The 19,579-nt window shown below is 65.5% G+C and carries 7 protein-coding genes; 1 reads left to right on the top strand and 6 read right to left on the bottom strand.

The window, feature by feature from the left end; genetic code table 11:
* Nucleotides 1-11: 11 nt before the first annotated feature.
* The 4 genes from AC6RV7_RS06945 to gmd all read right to left on the bottom strand — a co-directional run bounded on the left by AC6RV7_RS06945 (nt 12) and on the right by gmd (nt 6,193).
* Nucleotides 12-2,792, bottom strand: a complete 2,781-nt coding sequence (locus tag AC6RV7_RS06945) for a protein kinase domain-containing protein (protein WP_500093190.1) — start codon at nt 2,790-2,792, stop codon at nt 12-14.
* Nucleotides 2,793-3,062: 270 nt separating this feature from the next.
* A complete protein-coding gene (gene tatC / locus AC6RV7_RS06940) occupies nt 3,063-4,052 on the bottom strand; it encodes a twin-arginine translocase subunit TatC (protein ID WP_500093189.1) in 990 nt (329 codons plus the stop codon).
* 108 nt (nt 4,053-4,160) lie between these two features.
* Nucleotides 4,161-5,096, bottom strand: coding sequence for a GDP-L-fucose synthase (gene fcl, locus AC6RV7_RS06935; protein WP_500093188.1), 936 nt, complete (start codon nt 5,094-5,096; stop codon nt 4,161-4,163).
* A gap of 77 nt (nt 5,097-5,173) precedes the next feature.
* The gene (gene gmd, locus AC6RV7_RS06930) at nt 5,174-6,193 is read right to left on the bottom strand and encodes a GDP-mannose 4,6-dehydratase (RefSeq protein WP_500093187.1); all 1,020 of its coding nucleotides are present in this window, start codon (nt 6,191-6,193) and stop codon (nt 5,174-5,176) included.
* A 182-nt stretch (nt 6,194-6,375) separates the two neighbouring features.
* Here gmd and AC6RV7_RS06925 point away from each other — a divergent pair, with 182 nt between their 5' ends.
* Nucleotides 6,376-7,734: an aldehyde dehydrogenase family protein gene (locus AC6RV7_RS06925; protein ID WP_500093186.1), complete on the top strand. Its 1,359-nt coding sequence runs from the start codon at nt 6,376-6,378 to the stop codon at nt 7,732-7,734.
* A 98-nt stretch (nt 7,735-7,832) separates the two neighbouring features.
* Here AC6RV7_RS06925 and AC6RV7_RS06920 read toward each other — a convergent pair whose 3' ends face one another.
* Together AC6RV7_RS06920 and AC6RV7_RS06915 are read right to left on the bottom strand one after the other, a co-directional pair.
* On the bottom strand, nt 7,833-9,935 hold the full coding sequence (locus tag AC6RV7_RS06920) for a M3 family metallopeptidase (RefSeq protein ID WP_500093185.1): 2,103 nt from the start codon (nt 9,933-9,935) through the stop codon (nt 7,833-7,835).
* 296 nt (nt 9,936-10,231) lie between these two features.
* The gene (locus AC6RV7_RS06915) at nt 10,232-19,276 is read right to left on the bottom strand and encodes a tandem-95 repeat protein (protein WP_500093184.1); all 9,045 of its coding nucleotides are present in this window, start codon (nt 19,274-19,276) and stop codon (nt 10,232-10,234) included.
* Between the last annotated feature and the right edge of the window lie 303 nt (nt 19,277-19,579).

Here is a 19,579-nt window from a genome sequence, read left to right as displayed (position 1 = left end):
CCGCAAAGACCTCAACGCGGCGCAAGGGAAATTTCCGCATCGAGCGGCAGCGGCGACCCGAGATACAGCACGCGCCGGCTTCCGATCTGATACCACGTCTCCGGCACGGGAGCGGAATGGAGCAGCAGCACCTCGCGATTGAGCAGCTCACGCTCGCGCGCGTTGAAAATCATGACGCCGAATCCGCGCGTCGTCGGCACCGGGACGGCCAGCAGGACACTGACTCCTTTCCGTGGATACGGCTGCAAAAGCAACGCGCCGCTCACGAGCGCAAACGCCGACTGTTCCGGCGACGCGGTTGCCTCCGCGTCGACCTGCATGCGCGGCACGTGCGCAAGCGCAAAGTGTTTCCAGATCCGCAACGGCCCCCGCAGACGCCGGCCGAAGCCGTCGTCGACGATTTCGTAACGTCCCGTGGCCAGCAGCGCCTCCGGGCTGGCCGCGTCGCGGTCGAGCGGCACCTCCGCCGGTTTCGGCGGCAGGACAACGGCCTGCGCCGGCATCGCGGTATCGGATGCCTCCGTCGCCGCCGCCGGCCTCAGGTCCGCGACCCGTCGCACTGCCGGCAAGATCAGCACGGTGAGCGCCAGGCCCGTCGCGAGTCCCGCCGCCGCAAACACATCCAGCCAGTTCGGCTGAGGAATTCTTGGGGCGGGCTGCGGGCGCGTTCCCAAGCCGGCGAGAGCATCGCGCGTCGCCCGCAACGCGTGTTTCATTTCCGCGATCGACGCGCGACGCGCGCCGATCACTCGTTCGACCTCGGCGTGCGCGCGCCGGCCGGCATCGGTCCAGATCCACGGGGCGGCTTCCGGATCGAAACGACGCACGATCGAGCGCACCCGCCACCACACCCACGCGCGCGATCCCAGTAGGGCTGCGGCCACGATCGCCGCCGGCGCAAACGACCGCCCCGCCCACGCGGCGGTCGCCGTGGCCAGCAACGTGGCCGCCGCAAACACCGCCGGAGTCGCACCCCACAGCCGCGCGATCCGGAAAAATCGCCGCAGCTCCAGCCAGACGAGTCCGCGCACCAACGCGGCGCCTTCGCCTTGCAGCGCTGCGCAACGCTGCCGCCGCCAGCGTTCGTGCGTGATGTAGCCGTGTTTCGCCGCCGCTTCGCCGGTGAACGCCAGCAAGACCAGCTCCGCCGGCGTCGGGGTCTTCTCCCCCAGCATCCGCGCCAGCTCCGCGTCCGCGTTCGAAGCATACTCCGCGCGCAGCAATTCCACCCGCTCGCGCAACGCCACCGGCCCTTGCAACGAGAGTTCCAGCAGCCGGCGCTGGGCACCGGTATCCTCGGGATCGATCCAGCCACGCCGCAGCGCTTCCTGAATCGCCACGCCGCCTTTTTCGGCAACCCCCTTCAACACCCGCGCCGCCGCAGGATCGAAGGGCTCCAGAAACTGCACCACCGCCGGGGAGAGCAACGAACCGACCAGCGCCACGCCGCGATCGGCGGAATCCGCCCGCAAGAGTTCCGTCAACCCCACCGAGTCGATCGAGTGCCCGCAAACGCGAAAGGCCACGCGGCTGCCCGTCCCCGCCGCCAACGCCAGCCACCCGAGCGCCGCCGTCACCGTTCGCCGCGCGACCACCGGCAGCTCCGCCCACGCCGGCTGCTCCGCGAGATCGCACACCGCCTGCAGCCGCTCCCAGTCTGCACGGTAGGCCGGGACCTGCTCCAGAAACGCCGCTAGCGTCGACGGATCATGGGGGTGAAACAGCATGTCTTCGCCGATGTCCCAGTTCGCCGCGTCGGTGAAAAAATCCGCCGCCTCCGCGATCGTGAAGATGCGTCCTTTCCAGCTCCAGACGCGCGCGTCGCGCGCCAGGTCGTAATGATCGCGCACCGGCTCACGCCGCAACCATCGCTGCACCGCATCGGCTCCCCAACGTGCGTCGCACGCACTCGTCAGCAATCCGCGCAGCAACGGCAGGTAAACGGCCTCGACCAGCGTGAAATCCAGCGCTCCGGCCCGCACGCCCGGCGGCTGCTGCTCGAGCAGCAACTGCTCCGCCAGTTCGCGCAGCTCCGGCGTCAACCGCGTGCAATCCCGCTCGAACACCAGTTCGAACACGTGCTGGCCCAGAAGGAATTCCTGCAACACGCGGCCAAACGACCACCAGTCCCACGCGCAGAGCCGCGTGCCGGGCGGATACCGGTCGCGACCCACCGTTTCCGGCGGCGCATAGCGCGGGTCGATCTCGCCGGGCGCGACCTCCGTCTGCGTATACAGCGTCGATTCGTGCAGCCCGCCGAGCAGATACACCGGCTCGTCACGGCTTTCGTCGACGAAGATCGCTTCCGGACGGAGATTGAGGTGCACGACGCCCTGCGCGTGCAGCGTGCCGAGCGTCGTCGACAGTTGTCGCACAAAACGCTCCACATCCGCGTATCCAGGCCGGTGACACGCGATCCATTCGCGCAACGTCGTCGGCGGCGGCACCGAGGAGATCTCGTAGCGCCAGCCACTCTCCTCGATCGCTTCGCGACAGGCCACCACCCGCGACTCCGGCAACGCGCAGAGCCGCTCCCAGGCCCCGCGTCGCCACTCGATCTTGTCGTCGATGGGAAACGAGCGCACGACGACCGATTCCATCAACCCGACGTGATCCGCCCGCCAGGTCCGAGGCGCGCCGCCCGGCACCTCCGCGACAATCACCAGATCGCGCCAGCGTTGCCCGATCGCAAATTCGCCCGCACCGCCCCCCTCCGGCCCTCCCGCCAATGCGGGCGGCCCGGCTGCAGGCGAAAGATCGGGTTCAACCGTCCCATCGGCAGAGTCGGGCATGGATGAAAATGACTTTCACCCTCAACGTCACGCCCCCGCCCGAACTTTAGCCCGGATCGCGAGATCGCCCCCGCGACCGACGAGTCACTCGCACGGAGCGCGCGGCACGCCTCCGGGATTGTTGACCACGGAAAGCACAGAATACACGGAGTCCGATTCCCGGCCTCTGTCTCATTCCGTGTCTTCTGTGCAGTCTGTGATTCTCAATCCGACGCGTTGGTCGTTGCGGGCAAACGCTGACACCCTCGCGACGATGTTGTCCCGTCCGTCTTACCGGCGCGCGGCTGCAGCCTCAGCCCGGCGACGCTTCCAGTCCCAGTAACGCGAGATCGCGATGCTCACCTCGTAGAGCAGGTAAAGCGGGACGGCCATGGCGATCTGCGTGAACACCTCGGGCGTCGTCAGCACCGCGCCGATGATCAGCGACAGCACCACGACATGACGCCGGTAATGGGCGAGTTGCTCCGTCGTCAGGAAGCCAAGTTTCACCAACAGCAGCACCACGATCGGAAACTGAAACCCGATGCCCATGCCGAGCAGGAAGCGTGTGACGAATCCGATGTAGGATTCCGCCCGCCAGTCATACGCCTCGAAGCCCATCAGGTGCGAATATTCGACGGACGCCCGCAACGCGATCGGCAGCAGCAGGAAATACGTCAGCAGCACGCCCGTGAAAAACAGGAACACGCCCCAGCCGAACCATTGGAAGAGGACGCTGCGCTCGCGCACGTTCAGCGCTGGCAGGAAAAACTGTCCCATGAAGTAAACCCAGAACGGCGCCGCGACGATCAACGCGCCGTAAAGCGCCACGCGAAACGCCACGAAAAACGCCTCGGCCGGACTCAAATTGAGCAATCGCACCTTCAAAGACGTCGCGTCTGCCGGCGTCGGCAGCGTTTTCAACGTCGCCACTTGCTGTCCCCCGACTTCCGTCACGCCGATCTCATACAGCAAGTGGATCGCCTCCTTGTTTTCGTTAAATCCGGCAAACTGCTCCCGGTCGACCTGGTAAGGTCCGATCTGGGACTTGCCGATTTTGAACGAGACCGTTGGCTGCGGCTTCTGGAAAATGTCGATGCGCTTGAGCGGATATTCGAGGACGGTCACGAGCTTGTCCGCGATCAGCAGACAGACGATCAGCGCGATGCCGACCGCCACCGCCGAGCGCAGCAGCGCGCTGCGCAAGTCGCGCAGATGATCCCAGAACGATTTCTTTTCGCCGAGATCCTCGTCCTCGGGCACGTGTTCGACATCCGTCATGATTGCAAAGCCGCGCCGGCATCAGGCCGGCGGGAAAACGCCCCGCGGGTTGCGGTCGCGCCAGGTGCGCCCGGCACAGGGTGGATCTCGCGCTCCCGCTCGCGCCGCTCAGGCGCGCAACGTGCCCGCTGCCTTCTCCGCGAGGAAAGCCTGATAGGTCCGCTGCACACCTTCGCGCAAGCCGATGCGCGCCCGCCAGCCCAGGCGGGCGAGGCGGGAGACATCCATGAGTTTGCGAGGTGTGCCATCGGGTTTCGAGCTGTCCCAAACGATCTGGCCGGTGAAGCCGGTCACGTCCGCGACCGTCTCGGTGAGTTCCTTGATGGTGACGTCCGTGCCGGTGCCGACGTTGATCCAGTCGGGCGGATTGTCGAGCCGCAGGAGAAACGCGCAAGCATCCGCCAAGTCATCCACGTGCATGAACTCGCGCCGCGGCGCACCCGTGCCCCACACGACGACGTCGGGCCGGCCCGCTTCCTTCGCCTCGTGAAACCGCCGGATCAGCGCCGGCAGCACGTGGGAGTTCTGCGGATGGTAGTTGTCGGCCGGTCCGTAGAGATTCGTCGGCATCGCCGAATGGAAGAGCACGCCAAACTGCTTGCGATAATACTGGCAGAGCTTGAGACCGGCAATCTTCGCGATCGCATAGGCCTCGTTGGTCGGCTCGAGCGGGCTCGTGAGGAGGCAGTCCTCGGGCATGGGTTGCGGCGCGTGCTTGGGATAGATGCACGAACTGCCGAGAAACAGCAGCCGCTTCACGCCATGCTTGTAGGCCGATTGCACCGCGTTCGCGGCGACCATGAGGTTGTCGTAGATGAATTCCGCCGGATACGTGTTGTTGGCGTGGATACCACCGACCTTCGCCGCAGCGATGATCGCCGCGTCGGGACGCTCCGTCGCGAAAAACGCGTCGACGGCCGACTGATTGGTCAACTCGAGCTCACGTCGCGTGCGCTGCAGGATCGTGTAACCCGGCTCCTGCGCAAAACGGCGAACCAACGCGGAGCCGACCATCCCTTGATGTCCGGCGATGTAGAGTTTCATGAATCAGGGGCCATGAAATACAGGAATGCCGCAAACGGAAGTCCGCGGCGGCGTTTCTCTCGCGCAGGTCGCACGGCTCAGGTCAGCTTCGGCAGCTGACTGATCTGCAGTTCGCGCTGCGCCAGTTTCATGTCGGCGTCGACCATGATCTTGACGAGCTCCTTGAAACGAACCTTCGGCTCCCAGCCCAGCTGCTTGCGCGCCTTTTCCGGATTGCCGATCAACAGGTCGACTTCCGCCGGCCGCTCGTAACGCGCGTCGTATTTCACGTATTTCTCCCAGTCGAGGCCGAGCAGGTTGAATGTCTCCTCGCAGAATTCGCGGACCGTGTGCGTCTCGTTCGTCGCCACGACGTAGTCGTCCGGTTTGTCCTGCTGGAGCATCAGCCACATCATCTCGACGTATTCCTTCGCGTAACCCCAGTCGCGGCGCGCGTCGAGATTGCCGAGGATCAACGCGTCCTGGAGACCGAGTTTGATGCGGGTGGCGGCGCGCGTGATCTTGCGCGTGACGAAGGTTTCGCCGCGGCGCGGCGACTCGTGATTGAACAGGATGCCGTTGCTCGCGTGGAGATTGTAGCTCTCGCGGTAATTCACCGTCAGCCAATACGCGTAGACCTTCGCGCAGCTATACGGCGAACGCGGCCAGAACGGCGTCGTCTCCGTCTGCGGCACTTCCTGCACCTTGCCGAACATTTCCGAAGACGAGGCCTGATAATACCGCACCTTCTTCACCAGCCCCGCCTCGCGGATCGCCTCGAGGATGCGCAGCGCGCCGAGCCCGTCGACGTCGCCCGTGTATTCCGGAATGTCGAACGACACCCTCACGTGCGATTGCGCCCCGAGGTTGTAGATTTCGTCCGGCTGGAGCTCATACAGCAGCTTCACCATCTGCACCGAATCGGCGAGGTCGCCATAGTGCAGGAACAGCTTTTTGCCATAGATCGCCGGGTCGGCGTAGAGGTGATCGATCCGGTCGGTGTTGAACGTCGAGGAACGACGAATCACACCATGGACCTCGTAGCCTTTTTCGAGCAGGAGCTCGACCAGATACGATCCGTCCTGTCCCGTGATGCCGGTGATCAGTGCTTTTTTCATGCGATAAAATGGGGACAGTAGGATTTGATTTCCGCCCGGCAAGTTCCGCGCTGGTCGAAATTTAACGCAGGCTGCAAACTAAGGGTTACCCCGATGCGGGAAAAGCCGCGTTCGCCGTGCGGGTCAAGCCTTCGCTCGTCGCGCCGCTTGCGCCCGCGGGCGTTTGCGCCTGACTGCGTTTCATGGCCTTCGTTTCCCTCAACCCCGCGACCGGCCGTCGTCTCGCCCGCCATCCCTCGCATCCGGCCCGCGAAACCGAAACCAGACTCGCCCGCGCTCACGCGGTATTTCAGGCCAACCGCCTCGCCCGACCGGCAGACCGCACGCCGGCGCTGCGCGGTCTCGCGCGAATCCTGCGCGCGGAGCGCGACGCGCTCGCCCAGCTCATCACCGCCGAGGTGGGCAAACCGATCGCGCAGGCGCTGGCCGAAGTCGATAAATCCGCCGCGGCGTGCGACTACGCCGTCCGCTACGGCGTCCGCGCGCTGGCCCGAATCCATCCGCCCGGCGCCCCCCGCAACGCCGAGGTCGTTTTCGCGCCGCTCGGGGTCGTGCTCGCGATCATGCCGTGGAATTTTCCGCTGTGGCAGGCGATCCGCGCCGCCGTGCCGGCCCTGCTCGCCGGCAACACGATGCTCCTGAAGCCCGCCCCGACCACCGCCGGCATTACGCTCGCGCTCGAGCGGGCCTTCACCACAGCCGGCTTCGAACCGGGCGCGTTTCAAACTGCGCTCGTCGAGCCGCCCGCCATCGCCTGGCTGATCGCCGATCCCCGGATCGCGGGCGTGACCCTCACCGGCTCCACGCGGGCCGGCAAAAGCGTCGGCCAACTCGCCGGCGCGGCGATGAAGCCGGCGGTCTTCGAACTCGGCGGCAGCGATGCGTATTTGATTCTTGAGGACGCCGATCTCGACCTGGCCGCGGAGCGCTGCGCCCAGGCCCGGCTCGTCAACTCGGGCCAGAGCTGTGTCGCCGCCAAGCGCTTCATCGTCGTCGACCGCGTGCGCCGCGCGTTCGAACAACGCTTCGTCGACCGCATGGCTGCGGCGCGCGTCGGCGATCCCACGCTGGCCACGACCGACGTCGGCCCCCTCGCCCGCGGCGATCTGCGCGATCAGCTCGTCCGCCAAACGCGGCTCAGCGTCCGGCGCGGCGCACGCGTGCTGCTCGAGGGCGGCCCGCAACCCGGCGCCGGCTATTTTCACACGCCCGTGGTGCTCACGAACGTGAAACCCGGCATGCCCGCCTTCGACGAGGAACTCTTCGGCCCCGTCGCTGCGATCGTCCCGGTGCGCGACGAAGCGGCGGCGATCTCGGCCGCCAATCGCAGCCGCTACGGACTCGGCGCCGCCGTTTTCGGCCGACGCCGTCGTGCGCGAGAGGTCGCGGCGCAGATCGAAGCGGGCTTCGTCGCGATCAACGACTTCGTGCGCTCCGATCCGGCGCTGCCGTTTGGCGGCGTCAAGGAGAGCGGACTCGGCCGCGAGCTGGGCGAATGGGGCACGCGCTCCTTCGTGAACGTCAAGACGATCGTCGGCTGACGCTCACAGATGCAGGGCAGGTCGCCGCCCCCGCCGGCTCGAGTCACACGTGGGCGGGCAACGGCGGGCTCAGGAGGTCTCCTACAAGGTAACTCCGCTCACGGGCGGATCCCGACGTATTCAAGAAACGGTTTCATCGACCGCGGCCGACCGAGGAATTTCTCCACCGATTCCGCCACGTCGCGGGTGTCGCCCGCCGCGTAAACTTCGTCGCGCAACCGCCGGCCGACCGCGACATCGAGAAATCCGTCGGGCGCTTTTCTGAACTCGCTCGCCATGTCGATCGCCATGACCTTCGACCACAAATAGCCGTAGTAGCCGGCATCGTAACCGGCGAGGTGTCCGAAATAGGCGACGAACGCCGTGTCCGGCGCCGGCGGGATCGTCACCCGCGCAAAAACGTCGTTTGTGAGCTGCACGATCTCGACGTTCTTGACCTCGGTGAACGACAGCAGGTGCAGCGTCAGATCGACGAGGCCCAGCGAAAGCTGGCGGCGGTTGAGATAGCCATCCGTCGCCTCGCGCGCGCGGGTGAGCGCCGCGATCGTCTCGGCGGGGATCTTTTTCTTCGGGTCGCGGTAATCCGCCGCAAACGTATCGAGCACGGTCTTGTCCCACACCCAGTTCTCCAGCATCTGCGACGGCGCCTCGACAAAGTCGCGCGGCACGCCGCCCGAGGTTTGCGCCTGGAAGCGCGCCCGCCCGAGCAGCATGTGCATCACATGGCCGAATTCGTGGAACAGCGTCTCGACGTCGGCGTGTGCCAGCAGCGAAGGTTTGTCCGCCGACGCCGGCGGAAAGTTACACACGAGCGCCGCGACGGGCAGCTCGTAGCGACCGTCCGGCAGCACCCGCCCGGACGACTGCGGGAAGCACGCGAAGTGGTTGTATTTCCCTTCGCGTGGAAACATATCCAAATAAAAACTACCCATCGGCACGCCGGTCGCGGCATCCGCCACGACAAACAGGCGCACGCCCCCCGCCCACACGTAGGGCGGCTGCACCTCGGTGAACTTCAACCCGAAGATCCGCTGGTAAATGGCGAACATGCCGTCGAGCGTCGCTTGATACGGGAAATAGACGCGCAGCTGCTCGGCATCGACGTCGTAGCGCTGCTTCTTCAGCTGGTTCATGTAGTAGCTCGCGTCCCACGGCTCGAGCGGCACGTCGGCCACGCCGGTCTCCGCGCTTTTCAACTGCCGCAGCACCGCCAGCTCCTCCGCGAATTTCGGTTGCAGCCCCGCGACGAGCTCCTCTTCGAACTGGCGCGCGGTCGCGCCGGTTTTCGCCATGCGCGTCTCGGTGCGGTAATCCGCCCACGTCGCGTAGCCGAGGCGGTGTGCGATTTCCGCGCGCAGAGCGACCAGCTTGGTGAGAACCGGGAGGTTGGCGTCCCGCGCGAGCGTGTTGCGCGCGCGATAGAGCCGCTCACGCGTGGCGGTGTTCTTCGCGTTATCCATCACCGTCATCACGTGCCAGGTGATGTTCGCCATGACGCGGTAGCGTCCATCTGGCTGGAGGACGCCGGGACTTTTCAGCAGCGTGTCCGGCACGCCGGCGAGCTCCTCGGCGGTGAAATCCAGCGGTGCGCGCGCCTGGTTGATGTTGACGGAAAACTCCTGCTCGAGCGCCGACAGTTCCTTCCGCAGCCGCTCCACCGTCGTGCGCTCCTGAGGAGGCAGCGTGAGACCGGCCCGCCGGTAATCGCGGAGCGTGAAATCGACCAGCCGCTGCTGTTCCCGATCGAGTGCGACCTTCCGATCGGCGAACGCCTGCAGCACGCGGTAGACATCCTCGCGGTAATCGAGCGCGATCCCCCACTCCTCGATTTTGACCGACATCTCGCGGGCCGCATCGCGCATGGCCTGCCCGGGGCTCGTCTCGGCGACAGTCTCGATCTGGCCGGCGAAACTGCTGACGTCGCCGGTGATCGCATCGTAGGCGGCGAAGGTGCTGGCAAACGTCAGTGTTTTCCGGTCCTGCCGCGCCAGCGCGGCGAGCGACTCGTCCGCTCGTTCCAACGCGTGGGCGGTCAGCGACCGCACCTCGTCCGCGCTTTTCGGATACGTCGGCAGCACCAGCGCCACACGGTGGCGTGCAGCCGCAGCTTCGAACGCGGCGACCGGCGGCGGGGCAGCGGCGATCAGCGTCGCCGAGGTCAGCAACCCTGCGATAAGGAACCGAATTCGAAACAGGTTCATGGCGGAGATAAAACGGGTCCGACACAATCAGCCCGCCTGGGGCACGCAAATCCTATCCCGAAGGGGCATCGGCGGGCGGCTCCCGCGGAAACTCGGTATGAGCCCGCGAACGACCGAGAAGCACACACGCGGATCCCGGCGAGGTTCGGGCTGCACAATTTCCCCCGCCCTGATCCCCTGGTAACCTGCGTCACTCTCTCATCTAGGTCGACGTGCAGGGGGCGGTCGGCCCACAAAAAAACCCGCGGCCGGAGCCGCGGGCTTGAATCGAAACCAAACCGGATTCGGCAACGCAACTACGGCGTCACCACGATCTGGTCGGTAATATCGACACCGTTCTCCACCAGCACGCCCGCATTGGCCTGCGCGGGAAGCGTGTCGCCTTGCGACGTTGTCCCGGGCACGAACTTCAGCGCCGCGATGCCGCTCACCGTCACCGACGCGCCGTTGTCCTGCGCGAGGTTGCCACCGGTGATTTGCACCAGCGGCACCGCGCCGAACACCAGCACCGGCGTCGCCGAGTCGAACGCCGTCACGTCACCAATGTTCACCGGCCCCGTGAACGTCACGCCCGGCGCATACACGCCCGTGAAGCCTTGGTTCGCGAAGTAGTGCGCGTTGCCTGTACGGATCGAACCAAACTTCCCGTTCGTGCTCTGGATCGCCACGAACGCGATGTTCGCCACGCCGTCGTAATCCACGCCGTCTTTGAACAGCGTCTGGTTCACCGCCGTGATCCTGCCCACCGTGAAGATGGTCAGGTGCGACGTCTCGTTCGCACCCGTGATCACCAGCCCCACGTGGCCTTTCACGTAATCGACACCAGGCTGGTTGTAGTTGGATGCTGGAGACGGCTGCGACGCATCGTCCATGACGACCGACAACGTGCCCGCGCCGCTGAACTCCACCTGCACGATGTCGTTCGACAGGTCGACGAACGACAGACGCGTGATCTTGTTCGGGTCGGCGGTCACCGATGCGCCGTTTCCTTCAAGCAACACCTGATCGTAGACGTTGCCATTCGGATGGACGATGTCCGCGCCCACCACATCTCCGGTGCCGACGACTTTCTCGTCCGTCGTCAGGCCGACGATCACCGGTGCGCTCGTGCCGCTGCCGCCACCAGGGACCGTCGCCGTGTAGGTATATAGACCCGCCACCGGCGGCTGCATGTTACCGAGCGTCAGCGAGGGCCCGCTGCCGTTCGGCAGATTGGCGCCGTTGCGCTGCCAGGTGTAGTCAACATTGGGATTGCTGTTGTGCACGATCAGCTCCGCCGTGCCGCCCACGGGCGGCGTCGGCACCTGCGTGGGTGTCGTGACCGTCGGGAGACCGACGGTCACGTTGAAGCGGCGATCGACGTTGGCCGCGGCGTCGTATTCGGCATCGCCCGCTTGCGAAGCGCGCACCGTGACGGTGCCCACCCCGGTCGCCGTCAGCGTGTTGCCGGAAAGTGTCGCGGGCCCGCTGATCACCGAGAACGACACCGGCAGACCGGAACTCGCCGTCGCCGAGAGCGTGGCCGTTGCACCGATAATCAACTCGCCGGGACCGGTGAAGCTGATCGTCTGCAGGGCCGGGTTGACCGTCAGCACGCCGGCCTCGTAGGTGAACGTGTAGTGATCCGACACGCCGCCGGACACCGTGATCGCGTAGGTGCCCACAGGCGAACTCGCCGTCGCCGTCGTCGAGGCGGTCGGTGCGGTCGTCAACGACGCCGCGGTGTCGCCGCCGAGCAGCCCCGTGTAGCTCACCGTCAGCGGCGGATTGCTGCTACCATAGCGGCGGCTCTTCGCGTCGGCCTTCGCCGTCAGCGCCGCTTTGCCGATCGTCAACACCAGCGTCGACGCCGGTCCGGTGCCGCTGCCGTTCGTCGCCGTGAGATCCACGTTGAACGTGCCCGTCTGCGTCGGCGCGCCGGTGATTACGCCGGTGCCAGCATCGAGGCTCAATCCGGTCGGCAAGCCCGTCGCCGCGTAACTCGTCGGCGTGTTCGTCGCCGTCACCGTGTAGCTGAACGCTGTCTTGTAGGTACCGCTCGCCGTTAACGCGCTGGTGATCGCCGGCACGCTCGTCGCGCCAAGGGCGATTTTTAGCACTGCCTCGTCCACCAGAGAGCCCGATTCGACCCCGTAGCGGAAACTATAATCGGCGTCGGTCAGCCAGCTGCCCGTGCCGCCCGTGTTACCCTCCGCTATATCAATGTCGTACTCCGTGTCCGTTTCCGCGAACACGATCCAGTAGGTCGTGCTGGGTTGGAGCGTCACGCTGCCGGTCCATACATTCAGGGCGGGTGCCGTCACTCTCGAAGGATTGGTCAGCGTGCCGACCTCATCTTCGGGGGCGCTCCCGATAACGGCCGCATCGTGCGGGTCGCTTTTGTAAACCTTCACCACGGGATTCGGTGCCCCCGTGATCTCGTTCAATTTGGCCACCACCGACGTCAGCGTCAGCGGCTGCCCCGCAGCGGTGGTAAAGCGCTGCGCCAGCTTGTTCGCGGCGGCGTTGGCCACGTAATTGCCGTCGTGAGTCAGGTTCAGCGTATCGAAGACGCTCGTGGCGCCCACGAAATAGAACTCGCCCGTCGCGTAGCCGCCGTCGTCGATCGCATTGCCCGCGAGGTCGGCGATGCCGGTGCCCGTGCTCTTCAGGTCGAGCCGCGCCTTGCCCTGGCCGCTCACCGCATTCACCACGACGTCGTAAACTCCTACGCTGACTGGATCGACTGACGCGATCGTGCCGGTCGCCGTGCTCGCCGGCCGGTTGCCGGTCGGCGCGGTGAGAGTGAAGTCGGCGAGGTCGAGGCCCGTCACGCCGCCGTCGAACGTCACGCGATACGTGATCGTCGTCGCATCCGAGTTCACCGTCGTCGGACTCTGCCGCACGATGGAGCTGATCGTCGGTGCGGTGTTGTCGATCGTGTAGGTCTGTCCCTCGGTGTAGCCGGACGCGATCGCGTTGCCGGCCGAATCGGTGATGCCCGTGCCGGCATTCTTCAGATCGAGCCGCAGGCTGCCATCGCCGGTCACGTCGGTCACCGTGACGTCGTAAACGGTGCTGCTGACGGAACTGACGGCCGAAATCGTTCCTTCCGCCGTGCCGGTGTCACTGAGCGTGAAGTCAGTACCGTCGACGCCCGTCACCGCTTCGTCGAAGGTCACGCGGAAGACCACGCTCGTGGCCTTCGTCGAAGCCGTCGAAGGCGCATGACGATCGCTCGAGGATACGGTGGGTGCGACACCATCGACCAAAACTTCCGCCGTCGAACTGAAGCCGAGGTCGGTGGTCGCCGCGGCGTTGCCGGCGGCGTCTTTGATCGTGCCGCCGTTGAGCGTGATCGCGTCGGCGACGTCGATGCCGTCGGCGTCGAGATTACCGCTGACCACCGTGTAGCGGAACGTCAGCGTCGCGGTGCCGGAGCCACCACTGTAGGCGGCCTGCACGCTGCCGCCGGTGTCGAGCGTAATGGCGAGGTACGGCATCCCACCGCCGGTGTTGACCGTGACATTTTCCGAATAAGTGACCGTGAAATCCAGGTTCTGGCCGATCTTGTAAGTGCCGGCGGCCGGCACCGTGCGACCGGTGACGGTCGGAGCTTCGGCGTCGACCGTCACGGCCGTGGCGGAGCCAATGTTGCTGAGGGTCAACGTGGCATCATTTCCCGCGCTGTCCTTCACGGTGCCGCCTTCGAGCGAGAGCGTCCCGACCGCGACGCCGTCGGTGTCCAGATCGCCGCTCTGGATCGTGTAGCGGAACACCAGGGCGGAGGTGCCGGATCCGGCAAGATACGTCGCACTGCGTGTGCTCAAGCCGACGGTGATGGCGAGCGTCGGGGTGCCGTCGCCGGTATCGACCGTCACGCTTTCGTTCCAGTTGACGGTGAAATCGAGGTTCTGACCGGAGATGTAGGTGCCATTGGCCGGCACCGCGACGGATGCGACCGTGGGGCCGGTGAGATCGATTGTCACCGCGAGCCCGGCCGAAGCCGCACTCGTATTCGCAGCGGCATCGGTCGCGCTGGCCGTGATCGTGTGCGTCCCTTCGGAAAGGGCGATGCCCGGCGTGAAGGTCCACCCGCCCGCTCCGTCGGCCGCGGTCGTGCCCAGCGAAACGTTGCCGGCACGGAACACCTCGACCGTGCTGCCCGCCTCGGCCGTGCCGGAGAACGTCGGCGTCGTGTCGTTGGTCACATTGTCTGTATTCGAAGTTCCACTATCGCTGGCTGCAGCGAGGTCCGGGACGGAGGGGGCCGCGGGCGCAACATCGTCGACCACGGTAATCGTAAATGCCTCCGCATACGTGCCCGCCGTGCGGCCGTCATCGGCTTGCACGCGGACGGAATAGGTGCCGGCGGCGAGCGCGCCGGCATTGTCGGCGCGCAGGGTCGTGCCGGAAATGTTGAATGAGGCGTTGTCCGTGGAACCGGCCCCGGCGACGAGCGTGAAGGTGAAGGCGTTGTCGTCGGCATCCGTCGCCGAGAGCGTGCCGACGGCGCCGTTCGCTCCGGCACTTTGATTTACCGTCGTCGCGGACAACGCGATATCCGTGGGCGTGTCGTTGGTGGCGGCCACAGATACGATTTGCGTGCCGGCGGCGCTGCTGGAATTGCCGTCGCTGACGGTGAACACGATGGTCCGGTTCGCCGTGTCCGGCGTGTCCGACAAATTCGTGTAGGTCACGGAGCGCAGCGCGGTCTGGTAATCCGCGACCGAGGCGGCGCCGGTCAAGGTCAGCACGCCCGTGGCGCTGTCGTAGGTTCCGGTGATGCCGTTTTGCGCCGTGAAGCCGAGCACGTCCTCGAGGGACTGGAAGCCATCGCCAACCGTGACCGTCGCGCCAGCGAGGTCGGCCGTATCGACGTCGGAGACCGTGAGGTCGGAGTCGATCGCGACCGGCGTCGAGGCGGCGCTGTTTCCTTCAACGAAGGCGGTCGTGCCGCTGCTGGTGACCAGGACGGGCGTGTCGTCGACCGCCGTCATGGCGACGTTTTTGGTGGCGTCGGCACTGTCGAGTGCGCCGTCGTTCACCCTGAACGCGATCGTGCGACTCGAGGTGTCCGGCGTGTCGGAACTATTCGAATACATCACCGACCGCAACGCGGACTGCCATTGCGCGAGCGTGGCGGTCGCACCGGCCGAGGTCAGGGTGAGCACACCCGTGCTGCTGTCGTAGCTGCCGGTGACGTTGCCCATCGTCGAGCCGTCGTTGGCGAACGCGAGTCGGTCCTCGCCGGACACGAAGTTGCCGCTGATGGTAACGGTCGCGCTCGCGAGCGTCAGGTTGTCGATATCCGAGACTGCGAGCGTGGCATCGACGGCGATGCTCGCCGTGGTGTTGTTGCCTTCGGTGTAGGCGGCGGTGCCTCCGCTCGTGGTCACGACCGGCGCATCGTTCACGGCTTCGACGGTGATGGTGGCCGTGGCCGCCGGGCTCATGCCGGTGCCCGCGGCGTCCAGCACGGCCTGAACGTCAAAGCTGAAGGGTCCGTCCGAGACACTGTTCGCATCCGCCGGGAACGGGAGGAATCGCACGCCGGCCGCACCTTCGGCGGTGGTGATGAAATCCCCTTCAATGATCTGCGTGGTACCATTTTGTTTGTACAACTTTCCGCCGGTGATCCCGCTGATCTTGAAGTGCGTCACCGCCGCGCCATCGGCCGCGTTGGGCGTGATGGGCAAGGCCGCGGAAAGCGTGCCTTCGTCCGTGGTGCCGTTCGTGACGGAGGGCAGATCGGCGACCGCCGCAACGTCGAGCGCCACCGTCGCGGCCGCCGTTTGAGTGCCTCCTATGCCGGTGTTGCCGCCATCGTCGATGGTGATCGTGAGCGTGACGGACGCGGTGTCGTTGGACGCGGGCGTGAAGACGACACCGGAGGCGGCGATGAAGGCGTTGAGGTTGGCGATCGTGCCGCTGAGCGTGCGCGCGGAGTCCGTGCCACCCACCGTGACGCCCCCACCAGAGATTGCACTGATCGTGCCGGACGGGACGGAGAACGTCGCGACGACGCCCGCGGCGCCGGCATCGGCATCGCTGAAGCTGATGCCGGTGAGCGCGACGGAGATGTCCTCGGTCACGCTGATCGACGCCGGCGCGGTCACGATCGGCGCATCGTTGACCGGCGTGATGTTGATCGCGATCGAGCCGAGCGAGACGTTGCCCGAGCCGTCGCCGTCGTTCGCAGTGACGGTGAGCGTGGCGCCCGGGGTACCGCTCGCATTGGCCGCAGGCGTGTAGGTGATGTTGGTCGGGGTCGCGAGGTAGGTGTTTACCGCGGCCGGAGCGCCGGCGATGGTGATCGTGCCAGTGCCATTGCCGCCGAGCGTCACCGCAATGTCGCCCGGGGCCGCCACGCCGAACGTGCCGCCGCTGGCCGTGAGGGCAACGGTGATACTGCTGCTGTCGGGATCGCTGAAACTGCTGCCGGAGAGATCGGGGTTGCCGCTCGTGTCCTCGATGAACGAGAGGCTGGCCGGCAGACCCGATACCGAGGGATGATCGTTCACGGCCGTGACATTGACCTGAACCGACACCGCGGACGCGGACGCAGCGGCGCCGTCCCACGCCCTGACGGTAAACGCCGCAAGGGCGCCGTTGGCATTCGCCGCCGGAGTCCACACGAGTTCCTCGCCCGTCGAGAGCAACGTCACACCTCCGGTCACGGCGACGCTGTTTTTCGTCAAGGTGCCGCTGGCAACGGATTCGATCCGGAACGAAAGCGTATCGCCGTCAACATCCGCTTCATTGGCGGCTTCGGCGAGCGCGGCGTAGGTGATCGTGAACGCCGTGTCTTCGGTGGCACCGGAAAGCGCATTGACGGTGGTCAGCGTGGGCGCGTCGTTCGCCGGCGCGACGGTCAGGTTGACGGTGACCGTGTTGGCCGAATCGGCGGTGCCGTCGTTGACCTTGTAGGTGAAGCTGTCCGCACCGTTGAAGTTCGGGTCGGGGACGTAGAGGACGCGGCGGGGATTGCCGCCCGTGTCGGTCAGCGCCGTGCCGGTGGCGGCGATCTGAGCGCCGACCGTGGAGCCGTCGTTGGTTTGATAGAGATCGCCGTGGCTCGGAAGCGCGGTGATCACCGCGGTCGCCGCCGAAGGAGAATCCGCATCGCTGCCGCCGAGCCGGAGCAACACGGCGGTGTCTTCGGCCGCCGTGGCACGGTAGCCGATGTTGCCGGTGAGCCACTCGTCGCCGTCCGGGTTCTGCAGGGTGCCGTTCAAACCGCTGGTGGCGGTGCGATTCGCGGTCGACGCGCCGGAGCCTTCCTCGAAGTTCCAGTAACCGACGAGGCCGGCCTCGGTGCCCGCCAGCGGGGTGCGCATGTATTCGCGGATCTGCGACGCCGTGCGGGCGACGTTCCAGAGACGGACATCGTCGATGGAGCCGTCGAAATGCTCCGTCGGATAGCCCGGCTTCATCCCGAAGCCGAGGGCCGCGGCGTTGTCGACATCCGCGGCGGTGACGTAGGCGCTGCTGTTGCTCAGCACGCCGTCGATGAAAATCGCCACGGTCTTCGCCGACGCGTCATGCACGCCCACCACGTGATGCCAATCGGTATCGGTGAGGACGCTTGCGGCGGAAACGCTGTTGCCGGAACTGGCACTGAACGCGGTGGTGAAATTGAGAGTGTGATCGTTCAACCGGAAATACCACCCCGCACTGTCCTGCTTGCCTGCGACCGTGAAGAAGCCCGTGCCGACGCTGGCCCGCTTGATCCAGGCCTCGACGGTGAAACTGCCCGTGCCGAAATCGAGGGCATTGTTGTCCGCCACCTGCACGCCTTCGCTGCGGTTGCGCTCGAAACCGAGCGCGCGACCAAGTCCGGCAACCGGAGGAGTGTTGACGTTGCTGACCGTGACACCATTGCCGGTGAGATCCGCCGCGCTTGCCGAAGCCGCCATAAAACCGGCCGCGGCGGCGAGGTTGTAGGTGGTGCCTCCGGTGGAAGAGGTGCCGTTCTTGTTGAGGCGCGTGTTTACCCCGGCGCGATCGGTGGCGCTCAGCGTGAGGGTGAACGAAGTGGCGCTGGTGATTTCGACATTGGCAGTGTCAGTGAGCGTATAGGTCGTGCCGCCCTCACCGGTGAGGGTGAATTTGTTGGCGACGACATCATTCGTGACACCACCGGTCGCCGTGAAATTCGTGCCGGTGACAACCAGCATGCCGGTGCTCGCATCGTAGGTGGCGGAGGTGACGGCCGGCGCGGGCAGCACCGGATCGTCGATCGAGATCGCGGCCGGATAACGATTGGCAAGATCGAAACCGATGTATTCCACATCCGAATACACCTCCCAGTTCGACGGCGTGTGGATGGCCTGAAGCACCTCCTCGCGCGTCATGCCGTCCACCAGCACTCCCGTCTTCAGCGCAACGTCGTAGCCAGATGTCGGCGCGAGGCCGAAAGCGCTGCCGGTTTGCCCCGAAGCTGCGGCCGTGAGGCCCGTTGGCGCACCGGTGATGTAGCCCGCATCCGACTCGAACGATGTCTGGAAACCGAGGGCGTTTTCCCCGCTGTCGAAAAAGTTGGCCGCGTAGATGAAATTCGGGGTGGCTGCCGACGCATCCGCTTTTTCGAAAACCAGAATCTGATCCTCGATGAAATAGGAGCCATCGTTAGTCAGAAAGTAGACTGCCTCCGTGCTGCGCTCTCCAGGCACCCCGAGGTAGTTGAGAATCGTGCCTTGGGGTACTCCGTTCGTCGGAGTCTTCCAGAACACGCCTTGGGCCTGCCAATCCGCACTCGCAAGGGCCGGCGTTCCCCCAACCCAGGCCCCCGTGCTGCTGTTCCAGCCTGCAGTGGTGAAAAAGATATAGTGATCGCCCGGCAAATCAGCGAGAGCGACAAAACTGAAATCATAACTGATGGTGCTCGCGGCGATGATCGCGATATCTCCAGCCGAGAGGAGATTTCCATAACTGCCGGTCACGGTGGACGGGTGATACTTAGTCTGGCGCAGATAGCCGCGGATGGCGGTGTCGGCGCTCACACGGAACTCGTCGATATCCGCAAAGGCCGGATCGGCGAAGACGACGTTGTTGGATCCTCCCTTGAGGCCAAACGTCAACAAGTCGGTCACCGCTTCGCCCCCTTTGAAACCCTGGAAACGCACGATTTTCGCGCTGGTGGCATCGAGATCGATGTTGAACTCATTCAGCCAGAAGGCTGTGCCGCCCCGCGCGAACGAGATGACCGTGTTGTCGGGCCCTTGGGATCCGCGCACATAATTGATGCCAACCTGTCCGCTCCAGTGCGTGCCAAACACCAGCGTGTGACTGTCCTCCTCCGCGTAACCGTTGTAGGTCAGGCTGAATCCATCCTGCGAATACGGAGACGGAATCAGCACGCCCTGATTGGAGGGCGAGCCCGCTCCGTAGGGATCCCCCGGAGGATTCCAAGTGACCGAAGTGGGCGCGAAGGCGCGGAGCGCCACCCCACCGCACATCGCGATCAGCAGCGTCGCTAACGCCCACAGCCGGAAGCGCGGACCGCTCCAGCCGATCCAACAATCCTGCGGCCGAACCGCGGGGGAACTTGATCGGAAACGTCGCGGTCCTTCCCCACACGCCAGCCACGAAAAAGATGTGCAACCGAAGTCGCGTGCCTGGATTGAAACGAAGCGGAACGCGGTAGCGGTCCGGCGCGTGAA

Source organism: Opitutus sp. sgz309028 (assembly GCF_059821195.1).
Note: the sequence above shows the minus strand (reverse complement) of the source record. Positions and strands in the feature narration are given on the sequence as shown.

What these genes read in the sequence shown, in the direction of transcription:
- AC6RV7_RS06925 (WP_500093186.1), top strand. Translation starts at nt 6,376, where the DNA reads ATGGCCTTCGTTTCCCTCAACCCCGCGACCGGCCGTCGTCTCGCCCGC.
- AC6RV7_RS06945 (WP_500093190.1), bottom strand. Translation starts at nt 2,792, where the DNA reads ATGCCCGACTCTGCCGATGGGACGGTTGAACCCGATCTTTCGCCTGCA.
- AC6RV7_RS06920 (WP_500093185.1), bottom strand. Translation starts at nt 9,935, where the DNA reads ATGAACCTGTTTCGAATTCGGTTCCTTATCGCAGGGTTGCTGACCTCG.
- gmd (WP_500093187.1), bottom strand. Translation starts at nt 6,193, where the DNA reads ATGAAAAAAGCACTGATCACCGGCATCACGGGACAGGACGGATCGTAT.
- tatC (WP_500093189.1), bottom strand. Translation starts at nt 4,052, where the DNA reads ATGACGGATGTCGAACACGTGCCCGAGGACGAGGATCTCGGCGAAAAG.
- fcl (WP_500093188.1), bottom strand. Translation starts at nt 5,096, where the DNA reads ATGAAACTCTACATCGCCGGACATCAAGGGATGGTCGGCTCCGCGTTG.